The sequence below is a fragment of the Rhodococcus sp. NyZ502 genome (assembly GCF_041464245.1).
Taxonomy (GTDB): domain Bacteria; phylum Actinomycetota; class Actinomycetes; order Mycobacteriales; family Mycobacteriaceae; genus Rhodococcus_F; species Rhodococcus_F qingshengii.
Genome location: NZ_CP167156.1, coordinates 69777 through 87606 on the forward strand (window position 1 = coordinate 69777; position 17830 = coordinate 87606).

The 17830-nt window shown below is 67.2% G+C and carries 16 protein-coding genes; 4 read left to right on the top strand and 12 right to left on the bottom strand.

Annotation, left to right across the window (positions count from 1 at the left end; genetic code table 11):
- The first annotated feature begins 195 nt into the window (after positions 1–195).
- Together ACBG85_RS29335 and ACBG85_RS29340 are read left to right on the top strand one after the other, a co-directional pair.
- On the top strand, positions 196–381 hold the full coding sequence (locus ACBG85_RS29335; RefSeq protein ID WP_230793357.1) for a hypothetical protein: 186 nt from the start codon (positions 196–198) through the stop codon (positions 379–381).
- Between the two features lie 78 nt (positions 382–459).
- Complete coding sequence (locus ACBG85_RS29340) at positions 460–1038, top strand: site-specific integrase (RefSeq protein WP_202916944.1); 579 nt, start codon at positions 460–462, stop codon at positions 1036–1038.
- A 371-nt stretch (positions 1039–1409) separates the two neighbouring features.
- Here ACBG85_RS29340 and ACBG85_RS29345 read toward each other — a convergent pair whose 3' ends face one another.
- The 10 genes from ACBG85_RS29345 to ACBG85_RS29390 form a co-directional block, all read right to left on the bottom strand.
- Positions 1410–2945: a class I adenylate-forming enzyme family protein gene (locus ACBG85_RS29345; protein WP_011331209.1), complete on the bottom strand. Its 1536-nt coding sequence runs from the start codon at positions 2943–2945 to the stop codon at positions 1410–1412.
- Between the two features lie 28 nt (positions 2946–2973).
- A complete protein-coding gene (locus ACBG85_RS29350; RefSeq protein WP_011331210.1) occupies positions 2974–3735 on the bottom strand; it encodes an enoyl-CoA hydratase in 762 nt (253 codons plus the stop codon).
- 4 nt (positions 3736–3739) lie between these two features.
- Positions 3740–4894, bottom strand: a complete 1155-nt coding sequence (locus tag ACBG85_RS29355) for an acetyl-CoA C-acetyltransferase (RefSeq protein ID WP_011331211.1) — start codon at positions 4892–4894, stop codon at positions 3740–3742.
- Between the two features lie 21 nt (positions 4895–4915).
- Positions 4916–5416, bottom strand: coding sequence for a MaoC family dehydratase (locus tag ACBG85_RS29360; protein ID WP_011331212.1), 501 nt, complete (start codon positions 5414–5416; stop codon positions 4916–4918).
- A complete protein-coding gene (locus tag ACBG85_RS29365) occupies positions 5413–6171 on the bottom strand; it encodes a 3-hydroxyacyl-CoA dehydrogenase (protein WP_011331213.1) in 759 nt (252 codons plus the stop codon). The genes ACBG85_RS29360 and ACBG85_RS29365 overlap by 4 nt, the downstream gene beginning before the upstream one ends.
- A 91-nt stretch (positions 6172–6262) precedes the next feature.
- Positions 6263–7423, bottom strand: a complete 1161-nt coding sequence (locus tag ACBG85_RS29370) for an acyl-CoA dehydrogenase family protein (RefSeq protein ID WP_011331214.1) — start codon at positions 7421–7423, stop codon at positions 6263–6265.
- Between the two features lie 8 nt (positions 7424–7431).
- Complete coding sequence (locus ACBG85_RS29375; RefSeq protein WP_011331215.1) at positions 7432–8220, bottom strand: enoyl-CoA hydratase/isomerase family protein; 789 nt, start codon at positions 8218–8220, stop codon at positions 7432–7434.
- Positions 8217–9884: a long-chain-fatty-acid--CoA ligase gene (locus ACBG85_RS29380; protein ID WP_011331216.1), complete on the bottom strand. Its 1668-nt coding sequence runs from the start codon at positions 9882–9884 to the stop codon at positions 8217–8219. Before ACBG85_RS29380 ends, ACBG85_RS29375 begins: the two co-directional genes overlap by 4 nt.
- A 7-nt stretch (positions 9885–9891) precedes the next feature.
- Positions 9892–11067, bottom strand: a complete 1176-nt coding sequence (locus tag ACBG85_RS29385) for a thiolase family protein (protein WP_011331217.1) — start codon at positions 11065–11067, stop codon at positions 9892–9894.
- Positions 11064–11930, bottom strand: coding sequence for a CoA transferase (locus tag ACBG85_RS29390; RefSeq protein ID WP_011331218.1), 867 nt, complete (start codon positions 11928–11930; stop codon positions 11064–11066). The genes ACBG85_RS29385 and ACBG85_RS29390 overlap by 4 nt, the downstream gene beginning before the upstream one ends.
- Positions 11931–12031: 101 nt before the next feature.
- Between ACBG85_RS29390 and ACBG85_RS29395 the strand changes: the two genes are divergently transcribed.
- Entirely contained in the window at positions 12032–12619 is a 588-nt protein-coding gene (locus ACBG85_RS29395; RefSeq protein ID WP_011331219.1) for a TetR/AcrR family transcriptional regulator, read from the top strand.
- A 126-nt stretch (positions 12620–12745) separates the two neighbouring features.
- Here ACBG85_RS29395 and ACBG85_RS29400 read toward each other — a convergent pair whose 3' ends face one another.
- Positions 12746–15781 (bottom strand): Tn3 family transposase, encoded by a 3036-nt coding sequence (locus ACBG85_RS29400; RefSeq protein ID WP_011331220.1) that lies wholly within the window; start codon positions 15779–15781, stop codon positions 12746–12748.
- A gap of 477 nt (positions 15782–16258) precedes the next feature.
- Between ACBG85_RS29400 and ACBG85_RS29405 the strand changes: the two genes are divergently transcribed.
- Complete coding sequence (locus ACBG85_RS29405) at positions 16259–17092, top strand: hypothetical protein (RefSeq protein WP_257207822.1); 834 nt, start codon at positions 16259–16261, stop codon at positions 17090–17092.
- Between the two features lie 88 nt (positions 17093–17180).
- Here the strand turns inward: ACBG85_RS29405 and ACBG85_RS29410 are convergent, their stop codons facing one another.
- Positions 17181–17783 carry a recombinase family protein gene (locus ACBG85_RS29410; protein ID WP_011331222.1) on the bottom strand — a complete coding sequence of 201 codons (603 nt, stop codon included), beginning with the start codon at positions 17781–17783 and terminating at the stop codon, positions 17181–17183.
- Positions 17784–17830 lie beyond the last annotated feature (47 nt).

The window sequence follows — 17830 nt, forward strand, 5'->3', positions numbered from 1 at the left end:
ATAGTAGCGTACTATCTGCCGTAACTCGTGAGTCGTCCTGCCGCGATGGTCGTTCCGGAGATGGGCGACTCCGGAAACTATCTGCCGTAGTGCTGAAGGGCGGTCGGGGTGGGATCGGTGAGCTCGCTACCGGCGCGGGCCGCCGGGATCCGGCTGGCGGACGCGACGCGGACCTTTCTGGGCACGATCGCGGCGGTGAACACCCGCCGCGCCTACGCCTCGGCGTTGGATCGGATGGTGCGCGACTTCGGCGCGGACGGCGATGTCGGGTTGTTGAACCCGGATCGGGTGTCGGGGTGGTTCGACTACGTGTGGGGCGACAAGGCCCCCAAGACCTACAACCTCCGGCTGACCGCGGTGTCGGCGGCGTGCGCCTACTGACGCGATCAACAGTGGCTGACCGGCGATCCGGTGTCGCGCCTGCGGGCGCGGCCGAGTGCGCCGGACAACAGCAAGGCGATGACCGCCGCCGAGGTTGCGGAGCTGCTGGGCATGGACGCGGCCCTGCGCGAGCGGGTGTTCTGGTCGATGCTGTATGAGTCCGCCGCGCGGGCGGAGGAGATCCTGAATCTCGACATCGAGGACCTGGACACCGTGAACCGATGCGCCACGGTCACCCGCAAGGGCGGCGCCCGCGAGGTGATCTATTGGCAGACCGGCACCGCACGGCCGCTGCCCCGGCTGATCGCCGGACGGAAGTCCGGGCCGCTGTTCCTGACCGACCGCAAAGCCAAGCCGTCGGTCGCCAAGACCGACACCGACAACTCGACCGGCCGCGCCCGACTTTCCTACCGCCGCGCCGCGACGCTCCTCGAGGAGCACACCGAAGGGATGCGACGCGGACCGTTCACGCTGCACCAGCTGCGGCACTCGCGACTGACCCACGCCGCAGAGAAGGGCGCTTCCACGCCGATGCTGATGGCGTTGAGCGGACACACCTCGGTGCGCAGCCTGGTCAAATACGCGAAGGTCTCCGCCGAGGCGCTGGGGCGCTGGCAGGCCGAGACCGATCCCGCTGCGCGGCGGCGCTCCCGCTGAATCTCTCAGTAGCTGACGGTGACGAGTTCCGGCGCGTGTCTGCGTATCTTGTTCAGCACCTTGACTGTTCGGCCCGAGCGCATCTGCTCGAGGGGGGCCGAAAGAGACCAATCAAGTGCGGCACCGTCGATGGGTGTGGTCTTCCGCGTCCGGGAACTCATAGCCGCTGCCGGGCGTGCGTGGTCGTGGTGTTTGTCGGATCCGGCGGGGGCACGGCCGAGAGTAGGGCCGTGAGGTCGCGCGAGACCTCGCCGGGGTTGGAACAGCCGTGGGAGATGAGCGCGCGGGAGCGCGGCTTCGGTCAGGCCGTATCGGATATGGACGGCGTCGTGGTTCCCGGGAACTCGAATGTGCCGGAGTCGTCCGTCGGTCTACGTGCGTTGCGCGGAGTCGTCCCGAATCTCACTGCGGAGAACGTGTTTGAGGATCTTGCCGGAAGGGTTGCGCGGGATGTCACGGACGATCAGATCGCGCGGCAGTTTGTAGTCCGCGACGTATTCGGCGGCGTACGTCCGCAGCTCCTCGAGGGTCACCTCGCGACCGGGAACCGGGGTCACGATCGCGACGATGGTCTCCCCGAATGTGGCGTGGTCCAGGCCGACGACGGCAACGTCCTGGACGTCGGGGTGCCCCGCGAGGGCGTTCTCGACCTCGATCGAGTAGACGTTGCGGCCGCCGGTGATGATCATGTCCTTGAGCCGGTCGACGATCGTGATGAAACCGTCGGCGTCGCGGACGGCGAGGTCCCCGGTGTGCAGCCACCCGTCTCGGATGGTCTCGGCGGTGGCCTCGGGCTTGTTCCAGTAGCCCTTCATGATGGTCTCGCCGCGCAGGATGATCTCGCCGGTCATCCCCGTCGGGACATCGTTGCCATCCGGATCGACCAGCCGGAACTCGGCATTCGTGATCGGCCAGCGTCCCGTCGCATCGGGACGGACGGCGACCTCGTCAGGCGTGGAGTAGATGCCGGTGGGGCCACCCTCGGTCGGCCCGCACAGCTGGAAGAAGCCGACGTCCGGGAAGGTCGTCACGAGTTTCGCGACCGCAGTCGGCGGCATCGGTGCCGCCCCGAAGAAGCCGAGCCGCCAGTGCGAGAGGTCGCGCCGCTCGAGGTCGGGGACCGTCAACATCATCTGATACATGGTGGGAACACCGAGGAAGACGGTGATCCGGTATCGCTCGAGGGCGTCGAGGACGGCGGCGGGCTCGAATGCCGGCAACACGACGTGGGTGGTGCCCATCGAGAAGCCGCTGAGCACGAACAGCACCAGTTCGGCGCAGTGGTACATCGGTGCCACGTGCAGGTTCCGGTCGAAGGAGTTGACGCCGAGCGAGGACACCGCGTGGCCGACCCACAGCAGCCGGTGGTGATCGAACAGCGCACCCTTCGGTTTCCCGGTGGTGCCGGAGGTGTAGATGATCATGCAGTCGTCGTCCTCGCGCACCTCGACCTGTGGGTCGCTGTCCGGCATGGAGGACGCCAGCTGGACGAAATCGTCGAAGCCGTCCGCGCCGTCCAGCGAAAGCGCCGGGGCAGCGGGCGCCTGCTCCAGCTTGGCCAGGTCCCGCACCGCCGCGACGGTGTCCCCACCGAACAGCAGCACCGACGCGCCGGAGTCCTCGAGCAGATACGCCAGCTCCCGGGCCGTGGACCGCGGGTTGAACGGGGAGACGATCGCGCCGACCTTGAACGCGCCGTACAGCGCGAGGAGGAAGCGGTCGGAGTTCGGCGACAGCACCGCCACGCGGTCGCCCTTCTGCACGCCGAGGGACAGCAGCGCGTTGGCGTACTGGTTGATTTCCCGGTCGAGCTGCCCGTAGCTGCGCTCGACGCCCTCGAAGATCAGCGCGGGCCGGTCCGGGTGGCGGCGTGCGTTCAATGTCAGTTGTCCACCAAGGGTTGCCATGATTCTCCTATGATCGGCGGGTGGTCTGCTAAGCAAATGTGGGGGGACGTTTGGTGAGGACGGCGTCGGCGCCCTCGGCGAAATCCGGTGTGCCGATGAGTTCGATCTGTCCGGCTCGTTCACGCTCGAGGGCGTGGTCGAGGTGGCCCAGGGTGGACGCGGCGAGCGCCCGTCTGGTCAGTTCGAGGGCGCGCCGCGGCCCGGCTCCCAGCGTGCCGGCGACGGCCTCGACATGGGCCGCGAGCTGGTCATCCGGCAGGATCCGGGCCACCAAGCCGGTCTGGGCGGCGTCGGTGGCGGAAAGCCGCTGCCCGAGCAGCGCTAATTCTGTAGCCCGCGCCCGGCCGATCGCCGCGGCGACGAGCGCGGTCGCGCCGCCGTCGGGCATCAGCCCGATGCTGGTGAACGACAACAGGAAATACGCGCTTTCGGCGGCGTAGGTGAGGTCTGCGGCGCAGGCGAGCGCCACTCCGTACCCGACCGCGGGGCCGTTGACGGCGGCGATGACGGGGACCGGCGCGGAGACGATGCCGCGGATCACCCGGTTCGCGGCGTCCATCACCACCTCGGGTTCCTCGCCCGTCACCGCGGTCAGATCCGCTCCCGTGCAGAAGGCTCTTCCCGCGCCGGTGAGCACGATCGCGCGGGCACCGGTCGCTTCCGCCCCGCTGATCGCGGTGTCGAGTGCGACCAGGTCGTCGACGCCGAGGGCGTTCATGCGGCCGGGCCGGTCGATCGTGATGTGAAGCAGGCGGCCGGTGCGGACGGTCCGGATAGCGGTCGGGGTCATCGGATCAGCCGAGCCGCTCGATGATGGTGACGTTGGCTTGTCCGCCGCCCTCGCACATGGTCTGCAACCCGTAGCGTCCGCCGGAGCGTTCGAGTTCGTGCAGCATGGTGGTCATCAGCCGGGTGCCGGTGGCGCCGATCGGGTGGCCGAGAGCGATGGCGCCGCCGTTGGGGTTCACCCGCTCCGGGTCGGCGCCGGTCTCCTGCAACCACGCCATCACGACCGGGGCGAACGCCTCGTTGACCTCGAACACGTCGAAGTCGTCGATGCGCATGCCGGTCCGCTCGAGTGCCCGTTCGGTGGCGGGGATCGGTGCGGCGAGCATCATGACCGGATCGGCGCCGAGCACGGTCAGGTGATGGATCCGGGCCCGCGGAGCCAGGTCGTGGCGGCGTACCGCCTCGGCGGAGGCGATGAGCATGCCCGAGGCGCCGTCGGAGATCTGGCTGGCGACCGCGGCGCTCAAGCGCCCCCCCGGCGTGAGGCTCGGCAGGGCGGCCATCTTCTCCGGTGTGGTGTCGGCGCGCGGTCCTTCGTCGGTCGTCATCTGCTGGTAGGGGAGGATCTCGGCGGCGAAGCGTCCGCCGGCGATCGCCTGCAGCGCCCGGCGGTGGCTTTCCAGGGCGTACTGCTCCATCGCCTCCCGGTCGATTCCCCACTTTTCGGCGATCATCTCGGCGCCGCGGAACTGCGAGATCGTCTCGTCCCCGTAGCGGGCCCGCCACCTCGTCGAGCCCGAGTAGGGGTCGCGCACGCCGAACGCCTCGCCCGCGGTGACCGACGACATCAGTGGGATCTGGCTCATGTTCTGCACCCCGCCCGCGACGATGAGGTCGGCGGTGCCGCTCATCACGGCCTGCGCGGCGAAATGTACAGCCTGTTGCGAGGATCCGCACTGGCGGTCGATGGTCACGCCGGGCACTGTCTCGGGCAGGCCCGCAGCGAGGGCCGCGGTGCGGGCGATATCGCCCGCCTGCGGACCGATGTTGTCCAGGCAGCCGAGGATCACGTCGTCGACCGACGCGGGGTCGACACCGTTGCGTTCGACGAGTGCGCCGATCACATGGGCCGCGAGGTCGACCGGGTGTGCGGCGGCCAGTGCGCCGCGGCGGCGGCCTACCGGGGTGCGTGCCGCGTCGATGATGTATGCCTCTGGCATTGATGTCTCCGAATCGTCGTCTCAGGTGGTCGATGGTTGACGTGTGCGCGAGTGCAGGTAGGCGTCGAGCAGGACGGTCAGCACGACGCGGCCTTCGCTGTCGACCACGGTGCTCTCGGTGGTGACGAGGGCGCGTGCCCGGTCGTCGAACTGGATGTCGTCGATGACGACGGTGCCGGTCAGCACGTCTCCTGGACGCACGGGACGGCGGAACCGCAGATCTCGGATGCCGCGCCCGGCAATGGCCGCCCAGCTGTGCCCCACTGCGTCGAATGTCAGCCGTTGCAGGATCGCCAACGTGTGGATTCCACTGGCGATCAGGCCACCGAACTGGCCGTCCTGCGCCGCCGCCCGGTCGATGTGAAACCACTGGGGATCCCAGTGGGTGGCGAAGTCGACGAGTTCGGCCTCGGTCACCGTGTGTGAGCCCAAGTCGAAACGCTGGCCGATGCCCAGGTCCTCGGCGTATACAAGGCGTGTGTGCTCATGGTGCGATCCCACCTGCACGCCGACGGGTTTCACCGCGGCGCCATGCGGATCGCGCCGTCGAGGCGGATGGTTTCGCCGTTGAGCATCGGGTTGGTCACGATCGCCTCGACCAGCTGCGCGTACTCGGCGGGGTCGCCGAGCCGGTTCGGGTGCGGCACCTGCTGTCCCAGCGAAATCTGAGCCGCCTCGGGCAGCGTGCCCAGCAGCGGGGTCTTGAACAGGCCGGGCGCGATGGTGTTCACCCGGATCAGCAGCGACGCCAGGTCGCGGGCGATCGGCAGGGTGGCGCCGACGATCCCGCCCTTCGATGCCGAGTACGCGGCCTGTCCGATCTGCCCGTCGAAGGCCGCGACCGAGGCGGTGTTGACGATCACGCCGCGCTCGCCGTCGACGGGCTCGTTCTGCGACATCGCGTGCGCGGCGAGGCGGATGACGTTGAAGGTTCCGGTCAGGTTGACCTTGACGATCTTCTCGAATTCGGCCAGCGGGAACGGTCCGTTCTTACCGACGGTCTTGACGGCGTTGCCGATGCCGGCGCAGTTCACGGTGATTCGCAGTGAGGACTCCGCGTTGGCGCGCTCGACCGCCTCGGTGACCGCGGCCTCGTCGGTGACATCCGCCGGAGCGAATTCCACGGTGTCGCCGAGAGCAGCCAGCGCATCCGTGTTCGCGGTGGGCAGGTCGACGGCGATTACCCGGGCGCCCGACTTGGCGAGGGCGGTGACGGTGGCCAGTCCGAGGCCCGAGGCTCCGCCGGTGACGAGTGCGTTGGTTCCGGTGATATGCATGAATACTCCTGACGAAATAGGTTGAGAACATCGGGTTTTTGACAAAGTGAGGTGTGACTGACGCAGTGGTGTCACTGCGCGAAGGTCAACCTCATAAGGCGCGGCCGATGAGTTCCTTCATGATCTCGTTGGTGCCGCCGTAGATCTTCTGCACGCGGGAAGCGGCGTACATCTGCGCGATCGGGTACTCCATCATGTAGCCGTAGCCACCGAAGACCTGCAGGCAGCGGTCGACGATCTCGCACTGCTTGTCGCTGCCCCACAGCTTGGCCATCGACGCGGTCGCCGCGTCGAGGGTGCCGTCGAGGTGACGCTGGATGCAGTGGTCCATCAGGGTCTTGCCGGCCAGCACGTCGGTCTTGCACTCGGCGAGTACGAACTTCGTGTTCTGGAAGTTCAGGATCGGCTTGCCGAAGGCGTGACGTTCCTTGGCGTACCTGATGCTCTCCGCCACCGCGGCCTCGGCCACCGCGACACCGCCGACACCGAGGATCAGCCGCTCACGCTGCAGCTGACCCATCAGCTGGTAGAAGCCCTGCCCCTCGACGCCGCCGAGCAGATTCGCTGCCGGCACCCGCATGTCGGTGAACGACAACTCGCGGGTGTCCTGGCCGTGCTGGCCGATCTTGTCCAGCACCCGCCCACGCTCGAACCCCGGAAGATTCTCCGTCTCCGCGACGAGCAGCGAGATACCCTTGGAACCTTGGCTCGGGTCCGTTTTGGCGACGATGACGAGCAGGTCGCAGTGCGACGCGTTCGAGATGAACGTCTTCGAGCCGTTGATCACGTAGTGGCCGCCGTCGCGAACCGCGGTGGTCCGTACGGCCTGCAGGTCCGAGCCGGTGCCGGGTTCGGTCATCGCAATGGCGAGGACGCTCTCACCGCTCGCACATTTCGATAGCCAGCGCTTCTTCTGGTCCTCGGTGGCATAGGCGGCGATGTAGTGCGCGACGATCGTCGAGTGCACGGCGAAGCCGAACGCGGTGTCGTGGGCGTAGGCGATCTCCTGCTGCACGATCGCCTCGTGGCCGAAGTTGCCGCCCCCGCCGCCGTATTCTTCGGCGATGTCGAGGCACAGCAGTCCCGCGGCGCCGGCCTTGGTCCAGAACTCGCGGTCGACCTGGTGCTGCGCGGCCCAACGGTCCTGGTTCGGGGTGGCTTCCTTGCGGAAGAACTCGGCGGCGTGCTTACGCAGCAGCGCCTGATCGTCGGTCTCCCACGGGGAGCGGTAATCGGGGAACAGCTCGCTCATGATCGGTCCTACTTTCCGGTGAATTCGGGGGCGCGCTTGGCGAGGAACGCGGCCTGGCCCTCGCGGCTGTCGGCGGAATGGATGGCAACGTGAAAGTTGCGCTTCTCGTGCTCGAGTCCTTGCGCCAGAGAGGTTTCCAGGGCCTGGAGGGCGGCATCCTTGGCCAGCGCCACCGCGAGCGGTGAGTTGGCGGCGATCCGCTGCGCCATGGCGACCGCCGCTTCGAGGGCGGTGCCGTCCGGGACGGTCTCGGCGACGATGCCGGCCGCGCACGCCCGCTGTGCGGACAGGAAGTCGCCGGTGAGCAGTAGGGCCATCGCCTTGGACTTGCCGACGGCCTGAATCAGGCGCTGGGTTCCGCCGCCGCCCGGGATCACGCCGAGCTTCACCTCCGGGACACCGAACTTGGCGGATTCGCCGGCGATGACGATGTCGCAGGCAAGCGCCAACTCGCAGCCGCCGCCGAGTGCGAGGCCCTCGACCGCAGCGAGGACCGGCTTCGGGAATCGGCCCAGGTCGGCCCAGATGGTGCCGCCCAGCGCGGCTCGATCGCCGAGCAGCGACTGGTCGCGAATGGCGTCGAAATTGGTGATGTCGGCTCCGGCGCAGAAGATCCCGCCGGCGCCGGTGAGCACGATGGCACGGATCTCGTCGTCGTGCCGAGCCGCGACGAGCTCGGTGTTCAAGGCGGTGAGCACCGCCTCGTTCAGACTGTTGCGAGCCTTGGGCCGGTTGATCTCCAGGATCAGGAGGTGGCTGTCGCGGGCCGTGCGTAGCGGGGCGTTGTCGGGGTTCATCGGACGTCCTCGTAGACGTTGGTGTGCGCGGCGCGCATGGCCTTCTTGTCGAGCTTGCCGACGCTGGTGCGGGGCAGCTGGTCCAGATACAGGACGGTCTCGGGCAATTGCCATTTGGCGAATGCATCGGCGAGCAATTCGTGGATCTCCGACAGTGGAAGTTCCTGCCCGTCGGTCGTCACGACGAGTGCTACTGGACGCTCCTGCCACTTCGGGTGCGGGACGCCGATGACGGCCGCCTCGGCGATCTTCGGATGGGCAACGAGTGCGTTCTCCATGTCGATGGAGGAAATCCATTCGCCACCCGACTTGACCACGTCCTTGATCCGGTCGGTGATCTTCAAGTAACCATTCGGGTCGATGGTCCCGACATCGCCGCTACGCCAATACCCGTCGAGGAACTTGTCGGCGTCGTCGTCGAGCTTGTGATAGCGCTCGATGATCCACGGTCCGCGCAGCAGCACTTCACCCTGACTCGTGCCGTCGTGCGGGAGATCGTTGCCTTCCGCGTCGACGATCCGGATGTCGATGCCGTTGACCGGCAAACCCTGCTTACGCTTGAGATCCCACTTCTCCTCGTCCGAGATCACACCGCGCAGCGAGGGCTTCAGTCCCCGGTTCACCGCGACCAGAGGGGTGGTCTCGGTGGCGCCGTAGGCGTGGATGACGTCGGCTCCAGTGATGTCGTGGAAGTCGCGCATCAGCGACAGCGGCGGCTCGGTGGCACCGGACAGCAGCCGCGCGCGGGAGAAGTCCGGTGCGACCGCAAGCGTCTTGATGTAGTTCATCATGGGCTGGAAGATCGCCGGCGCACCGTTTGCGACGGTGACTTGCTCCGCGATCATCGCGTCCACGAGGACGGATGTGTCCTCGGCGATGTAGCGACCGGGCAGCACGATTTTTGCGGCACTGTAGGCGGCCGCCTGGGGTAGGCCCCAGCCCTGGCCGTGGAACATCGGCGTGATGAGCATGACGGCATCGTCGCTGCTCATCCCGAGTCCGGCGACCTCGGCGAGGGTGTGCAGGTAGATGCCGCGATGCGAGTAGTAGATGCCCTTGGGCCTGCCGGTGGTGCCGGTGGTGTAACACGCGCTGTAGGAGGAGGTTTCGTCGATGACCGGCCAGTCGATCTCCGGGCCGGCGTCCGCGAGCAGGTCCTCCCAGTGCACCGCGTGCGGGAGCGTGGTGGTGATGTCGGCCAGCGGCTTATCGGTCATCACCACCCACGTCTTCACGTTCGGCGTATGCGGTGCCAGCGCCTCGGCAACCGGAAGCAGCGACTCGTCGATGAGGACCACCGATGCATCACTGTGTCCGGTGACGTAAGCGAGATCCTCTGGCGCCAAACGCAGGTTCATCTGCAACATCACGGCAGCGAGGCCGGGAATCGCCCAGTACAGCTCGTAGTGCCGCTTGCTGTTCCAGTCGAGGATCCCGACCACATCGCCCGGCCCGACGCCGATCGAGCGAAGTGCATTGGCACTTCGTTGGATTCGCGCGTAGGCATCGGCGTAGGTGTACCGGTCCCAGCCGCCGTCCGCGGTGCGGTACACGATCTCCTGCTCGGGATAGGTGCGCGCGGCGTGCCGGATGATGGTGGTGGTGTTGAGTTGATAGTGGTCGCCGTGGGTGGAGGGCAGGCCCCTCACGATCTCGTGGCTCATGACGTCCTCAGATGCGTTCGATGATGGTGGCGTTCGCGGTGCCGGTGGCCTCGCAGACGGTCTGCAAGCCGAACCTCTTGCCGGAGCGTTCGAGTTCGCAGAGCAGGTCGGTGAGCATCCGGGCTCCGGTCGAGCCCAGCGGGTGGCCGAGGGCGACGGAGCCGCCGTTGACGTTCAGCTTGTCGTCCGGGACGCCGAATTCCCGTTGGAAGATCAGCGGCACACCGGCGAAGGCCTCGTTGACCTCGAACAGGTCGATCTCCTCGACGGCCAACCCGCTTCGGCCGAGCGCCTTGTGGGCGGCGTCGAGGATCGCGGTGAACTGGATGATCGGGTCGGCGGCGGCGACCGACAGCGCGCGGAACCGGGCGCGTGGGATGAGGCCGTTGCGCTCGGCGTACTCGCGGTCGGCGATCAGCAGCGCGGCCGCGCCGTCGCTGATCTGCGAGGAGTTGGCCGCCGTGGTCCGCCCGTCGGCGCCGAACACGGCTTTCAGGCTCGCCATCTTGGCGGGGTCGATGTGCTCGCGGATGCCCTCGTCCGAGTCGATGACCGGACCGGTCGGGTCGTCGGGGTCGGCGGTGATCGGCACCATCTGGTCGCGGAACTTCCCGGCCCGCGTCGCGGCGTGCGCCCGCTCGTGGCTGCGAGCGCTGAACGCGTCCAACGCCGCTCGGCTCAGGTCGAACCTCTCGTTCATCAGCTCCGACGACGGGCCCTGCGCCATCAGCCCACCGTCGTAGCGGTCGAGTTCGCGCGGGCTGTACTGCGGGCCGAGCGGCGCGCCGGGCAGGAACGCCGGAGGCATCGGCACCCGTGACATCGACTCGACGCCGCAGGCGATCACCAGGTCGTGGGAACCCGCCATCACCGCCTGGGCGGCGAAGCTGACCGCCTGCTGCCCTGAACCGCACTGGCGGTCGATCGTCACCGCGGGGACCGACTCGGGCAGCCCGGCGGCGAGCACCGCGTGGCGGCCGAGATTGCCCGACTGGACATCGTGCTGGATGACGCAGCCGGTGATGACGTCCTCGATCGCGGCGGGGTCGACGCCGGCGCGGGCCACAAGCTCCCGCAGCGTCTGCCCGAGCAGGTCCACCGGATGCCATGCGCTGAGGATCCCTCCGCGACGGCCGACCGGGGTCCGGACCGCGCCGACGATAACGGCCTCGCGAACACTCATGACAAAGCTCCTTGTGCTGAATTACGGGGTGCCGAATCGCGGATTCCGATCAGGGGAATGTCGAGGCGCTTCGCGACCTCCTCCCATTCGCGCGTCGGCTTGGAAAGAAACGTCTGCTCGAGCTCCTCCTGGGTGCCCTCGACACCGAGACCGGCGCGGGCGCGCTCCCAGAAGTGCGGCTCGAGCGCGGCCAGCGCGACGTGGCCGTCGGAGCTGGAGTAGATCCGGTAACCGGGATGCGCCCCGCCGAGCGGCGCGCCCGCTCCCATCAGACCGTGCCGAACTGCGGCGCCGGCGTCGGCGGCCGCCTGTTCGAGGACGACCCGCTCGCGGTGTCCCACGCCGGACTCCGCGGCCACGCGCAGGGCGAGCAGGGCCGCGGACACGGCGCGCTCGGCGCCGAGCAGGTCGGCCACCGGGACGGTCGGCATCGTCGGCGGCTGGAGAGTGCCGTGCAGGGCCTGGTACGTCAGGTCATGGCCGGGCTGCTCCGCCGCGATCCCGTCGTGCCCGACGATCTCGATATGCGACAGGTGCGGATTCGCCGCGGTCAACTCGTCCAGGCCGAGCTTGACCAGCGCCGAGGGGCGCATGGCGGTGAGCATCAGGTCGGCACGCGACAGCTCGCGCGCCGCCACCGCCCGATCAGCGGGGTCCTTGAGGTCGAGGGTCACGACCCGCTGGCCCACAGTGAGCTCGTCGTACCACGTCGGCGCCACGGCCCGCAGCGGGTCGCCGGCCGGCGGTTCGATCTTGGTGACGGTGGCGCCCAGCGCCCGTAGCCGCGCGGCGGCGAGCGGGCCCGGCAGATTGATCGCGAGCGACACCACCTGCACGCCCTGCAGCGAACTCGACTGCGACATCATCAACCCCTTTTTGACTATACTGATGTATAGCCATTAATGCGCATGTACTGTCTAATGTCAAGGGTGTATGCTTTTTTCTCTGATAGGAGGCAATTTCTGTGACCGACCCCCGCGCCAGTGACGAGGACCTCACCGCGAAGGCCCGCATTCGCAACGCCGCGCTCGACCTCTACGCCGAGCGCGGCGAGGATCGCGTCTCGATGCGCGCCGTCGCCGCCGCCGCCGGGGTCGCCGTGGGATTGGTGCAGCACCACTTCAAGACCAAGGACGGGCTACGCGTCGCCGTCGAGCAACTGGTCGTCGACTATTACGCTCTGGCGATCGCCTCTGTGCCGGACGAGGGCGCCCCAGCGCAGGTCGCCGCCGCTCGAGACGAGGCGGTGCGGCACATGCTCGCGACGCATCCGACGGTGGTGAACTACATCCGGCGCGCTGTGCTCGATCCGCAGGGAAAGAGCGAGTTACTCGAGCGGCTGACCGACCTGAGTCGCAGAGAGATCTCCAAACTCCGCTATTCGGGCAAGACCTCGACACGGCGATCCGAGTCCTCACAGGTCATCGGGCTGATGGTTCGTCAGCTGGGGCAGCTGCTCATGCAGCCGATGATCGATGACATGTGTGACTTCCTCGACCGGACGGGCGTGCCGCACAGCGACAAACTGACGCTCTCCGTGACCGTAATCTAGCGGTAGTTTGTTGGGTCAGGTCGGAGGTAGAGGTGCAGGCCGTGGCCTGTTTCGCGGCTCAGGAGAGACTTCCGCCGACATGCGTCGTCAGGTCCTGAGCGGTCATCCGCCACCCTTCGACTCGCGCTACTCGTCGTCGTCGGCGTCCGGGTCGCGCAGCGGTCGGTGAACTCCGCTGGGGTCGGGCAGGTGGAAGCTGTAGTGCCCGTCGATGCCGATGTGGGCGCGCACGAACGCCGACAATCGCTCGACATCGGTGTCGAGCACCGGGTATCCGCCGGCTCGCAGCGCGGCGAGGGCGCGGTTCTCGTAGACGGTGTTCCACACGACGACGCAATTGAGCACCAATCCCAGCGCCGAGAGCTGGTCTTCCATGCCCTCGTAGTAGGCGCGGGTCATCTCGCCCTTGCGGCCGTGATAGATCGTGCGCGCCAGGTCGTGACGACCCTCGACGAGATTGGACTGGGCCTTGCCCTCGCGCCGGTAAGGTTCGTCGTCGGCCAGGCGCAGGATGTGCAGGGTCTTGAAGATCCGCCCGAAATGGGCGATGGCCTGGCCCAACGCGGTCGGCTGCCCGTCGCGGGAGATCATCCTGGTGACCTCGTGCGCCGACACCTCACCGGAGTGGATCGACACCGCGATCCGGCACATGTCCTCCCAGTGCGCGGCGATCTTGGCGGTGTCGATCACCCCGCGCGCCGCCTTGTCCAGCGGCCCGTAGTCGGCTCGGGCGTCGATGCGCCACAACCGCTGATCGGGCAGGTTCGCCAGCTGCGGCCGGTACTGGCGGCCGATCAGATGCAGCAGTCCGAACACGATGTCGGAATACGACCCGGTGTCGGTGATGATGACCTCCGGAATCCGCCCGCCGTGCTGGGACACGATCACGTCGATGGTGTGCAGCGAATCGCGAGGTGTTCCGCGCAGCACCTTGCCTGCCAGCCCGGCGGACTGGTCGTTGAGCATGTTCAACCAGGTGATGCCCAGTTTCCGGCCGAAGTACTTCGGGTTCGGGCGGGCGTTATGGGTGCGCACGGGCACCACGAACCGCATCCCGTCCACCGAGGCGACCAGCCCGCCGCCCCACGCTTGGGCCAGGGGGATGTCGGCCTGGGCGTCGACCAGCACGGCGTTGGCCGCCTCGATGGTCTCGGCCCGCACGTAGCACTGGTCGACGTGCAGCAGCCGATCCCTGGTCAGGGCGTCGACACCAGGCGTTGTCACCGGTTTGAACCCGACGTTCATCGCATAGGAACAGAGCACGGCCGCCACCGACAAGCCGAGGTCGGCGACGCGGGCCTCGTTGCCCGAGGTGTGGGTGAACGCCTCGGTGAAACCGGGATGCCAGCTCATCACCTCCGTGACCAGTTCCGGCAGGTCCACACGCGGGATCATCGCCTCCACCCGGCGGCGCAGGTCGACCAGCGACGCGGGCTCGGCCTTGGCGTCCAGCGCGGCGACGTGCAGTTTGCCGTCGGCGTCGATGCTGGCTGGGGTGTCCTCGCCCAGCCGTGCGGCCAACTCCCGATAAGCGGTCTCCAACGCCGTCGCGTGATCGGTCAGCAGCTGCGTCGGCGCGGCGGGCAGGCCCAGCGCGTTCATGCCGGCGTCACGCGCAGCCTCCCAGGCTTCGCCTGCCAGCAGGTGCGCCCGCGGGTCGCGCCACCGCGACGAACGCACCGCGAAGATGCTGCGGTGCTTGAGGTGTCGGTGGAACTGTTCCAACACGCAGATCGTGTAGGAGTTCCGGTCGACGGTGCCCTCCGGTCGGCCCGGCGTGTAGATCAAGCGCTTCCACGCGCCGACGATCAAGTCGTGGTCGACCTTGCGGGCGTCCAGCAGGTTTGCCGGGATCTTGCCCGACGACCTGGATGTCAGCAGCTCGGCGAGGGTCTTCATTGCCGCCAGGACGGCGGCGCCGTCACTGGTCGCGCCGAACTCGATCGTGTCCATCAGCATCGACAGGAACGGGCGGACCGTGGCGAACTTGCCGGCCAACTCGATCAACCGCTGCCCATCCAGCTCCGCGTCGTCGGCGGGCACCAGCTCGTCGACCGCCTGGACCGCGTGCCGCAACTCGGCCCGGGTGACGGTCTTCTCGATCATGTCCAACACCACGCCCAGCCCGACGTCCTGGTTGACCTCGACCATCTCCAGCAGCACCTTCACCGCTGCCGCGAGCTTGCCTGCGTTGCGTGACACCCTCGGATAGCGACGCAGCTTCTCCTCGCGAGACTCCCGCTCGGCCTTGGACAGAAGCTTCGTCGTCATCAACATGTCGAAGGTCTCCAACACGTCGTCGACCGCCCGCGCGCTCAACACAACGACCGTCGCGGCCAGCACCGCCAAGCGCTGCTCACGCGTGGGCAGCCGCCGCAGCGCGGCGGCCTTGCTCGCCAACCCGTAGGTCGCCAACCCCGTCAACCGACGCGGCGGGATCGCCCTCACGTCGATGCTGTCCACCCCGACCGCTTGCAGGTCGACAACCCTGCGCAGCGCCGCGAGCATCCCCTTCGACGACGCCTTGAACACGCCCTTGCGCAGCCGCTCCAGCTCGCTGACCTTCTGCCCGCCCTCCGCAGGAACCTCCAGCAGCCGCAACAAGGCAGACGCGGACTCCGAGGTCAGCTGCTCGCCGAGCTGGCGCCACAACCGGGCGTCCGCCGCGTTGCGGCCGTCGCCGATCAGCCGCTCCAACGTGGTGATCCCCGGCAGCAGCGCCTGACGCTTCCGCAGCCATGTCACTGCGTCGCCGAAGATCGCCTTCGGTCCGTCGCCGGTCATCCACGCCTGGTCGACGATCCACGACGTGAGCTCCGACTCCATCTCGCCGAACGGCTTGAGTCCGTACACCTGCTGGATTTCCCAGGCGTGTTCGAGCTTGGTCTTCTCCCGATCGGTGTACCGCTTCACCATCGACGGATCGGAGATCTCCAACTGCTCGGCCAGATACTCGATCAACGCGGGCGGGACATCCAGCGGATCAGCCAGGAACATTCCCAGGTGACGCACCGTCACCACCTGCACCGCGAACCCCAGACGGTTGTAGTCGCGCCGCCGCGCAGCGATCAGCCGCCGGTCCTCGTCATCCAAGTAGCAGTAACGCTCCAGCTCCTGCCGAGACAACGCACCGAACCGGCCATAGCCGCCCTCATCAGTCACGACGACATGAAATCACCTACAGCGCAAGGTCGCTCGGCGATTGCCCCTTAGCGCCGGATTTCGTCAATCTGCTCCCCGACCCCCGTCTCGCAGAGAGCCTGTGCGCCGGTTTCATCGGCGCCGTTCAGGTCGCAGCCTGCCTCGACGAACCGCACACCATCCGCCGTCGCGTCGATGATCTACTCCTGATGTGGTGCGGTACCGACCCTGCCACCGTCCGCAAGATCGAAGGAGCGACGCTGTGAACACCTCCAACTCACCGCAGAAGCCTCGCCCGGCCTCGTACACCGAAGACCTGCACAGGAGGCTGTTTTCCGACTTCCAGGTGCCACCTGTGGCCCTGACCGAACAACGTCCCCGCCGTTAGATGCCGGCACACGTGCGCCGTCCAGCGAAACCCGTTGACGGCGCACGTGTTAGGTACCCAGCGATACCCTGCCCGCGCTGCGCGGGCTGAGAGTGAAGAAGACGATGACCATGCCTGAGACAGAGACCGCACGTGCCTGGGTCCTCGACCGGACCCGATACCCCCAGCGATCCGCCCGCACCACTGCCGTACTGGACTGGAGCGCGGTCAGTCCGTCGACGCAATCTGCCGTCGCGGCACTCTCGACCACGATCGTCGACCCGAACGAACTCCTCGCCCCACCGAGCTGGTGGCGCCCGAGCTGGTGGCGCGCCCTCACCGGAAAACCCCGCGGCTACGCCCAACTGACCACCGAGCAACGCGAGGAGCTCAGGCAGGCGTACTCGGCGTTGCATTGGCCGCTACTCGAGGTAGGGACGGAGACCCGGCTCGTCGTGATCGCGGAAAATCTTGTCGCACGCATCATCTCCGACCCAGCCTGGGCGCACCCCCTGCTCGACGGACACCGCTCCGTTCTCGGTTTCACCATCGAGCTGCACATGATCGCGGCCGCCGCGCACGAACTCCTGCGCCTGCGGTCCACGACACCAACGCTGCCGGCAGATGACGGCACCGACCAACTCGCGAAAGCGAGGGCAGAGTGGGACCGCCGCCACGTCGTCGCCGCACACGTCGAAGACGCACTCGTGGACCGGGTCGCCGCGCTACGCGCCTACGAACAAGCCCTCACCCCGATCGGGGTCGCCCTGAACAATCTGCAGTCGGTGACCGAGCTGGCAGCCGGAGCCGCGGACGTGGACCGGATCTTCGGGCAGATCATCGGATCCGACTACGCCGCCGGCCACACCAATGCCATGCGGAAGGACATCGACGACGTCCGAGCCGGTCTCGACGCGCAAGTCGCTTACCTCGACAGTCTCATCGGCCCACACCGCAACGCCTGAACACACGACAAAGCGAACAGCACACAAACGGTCTGCCGCGACACCACTTCGTGATGCCTTGCCCTCGAAGGGATTCTGGTTGCGTCAGTCAGTGGTCGAGAGGTGGCTCAGGTGAGGATCGAAGGGTTCTCTCGCGTGTGAGGTACTGGTAGACCGCAGGTTGAGAAAGAGAAAAGCGTTTCATCAGCTCTGGGACGGACGATTCATGCCGTTCGTACAGGTCGAACATCTCCGCTTGCTGCTCCGGAGTGAGTTTCGGCTTACGTCCCTTGAACGCACCCGAGGCTTTCCGTTGGGCAACGCTCTCGTGCAGCCGCAACCGCAGTAGACCGGACTCGAACTGCGCGAACGTCGTCGACAGCATCGAAAACACGGTCTCACCGATCGGGTCCTTCGGATCGTGCACGACACCGTCGAACATCAACAACACGTCACGCCGTGACAGATCAGCAGTGATATCCGAAAGGTCCGGTACCGACCGCGCCAGCCGGTCGAGCGAGGTGACAACCAACGTGTCACGCGCAGACACCGCGCCGAGTGCCGCTGCAAGTGCCGGCCGCGGCCGATCAATACCGCTCAAACCATGATCGACATGAATCTGACCTGGTTCGACTCCGAGTTTCACGAGTTGGTCACGCTCGACCTGCTCATCGTCACCAGACGATGCGCACCGTGCGTAGCCAATCAACATCACACCATCGTATTCTACGAAGAACCCCAATCAAGTGTAGACGCCGA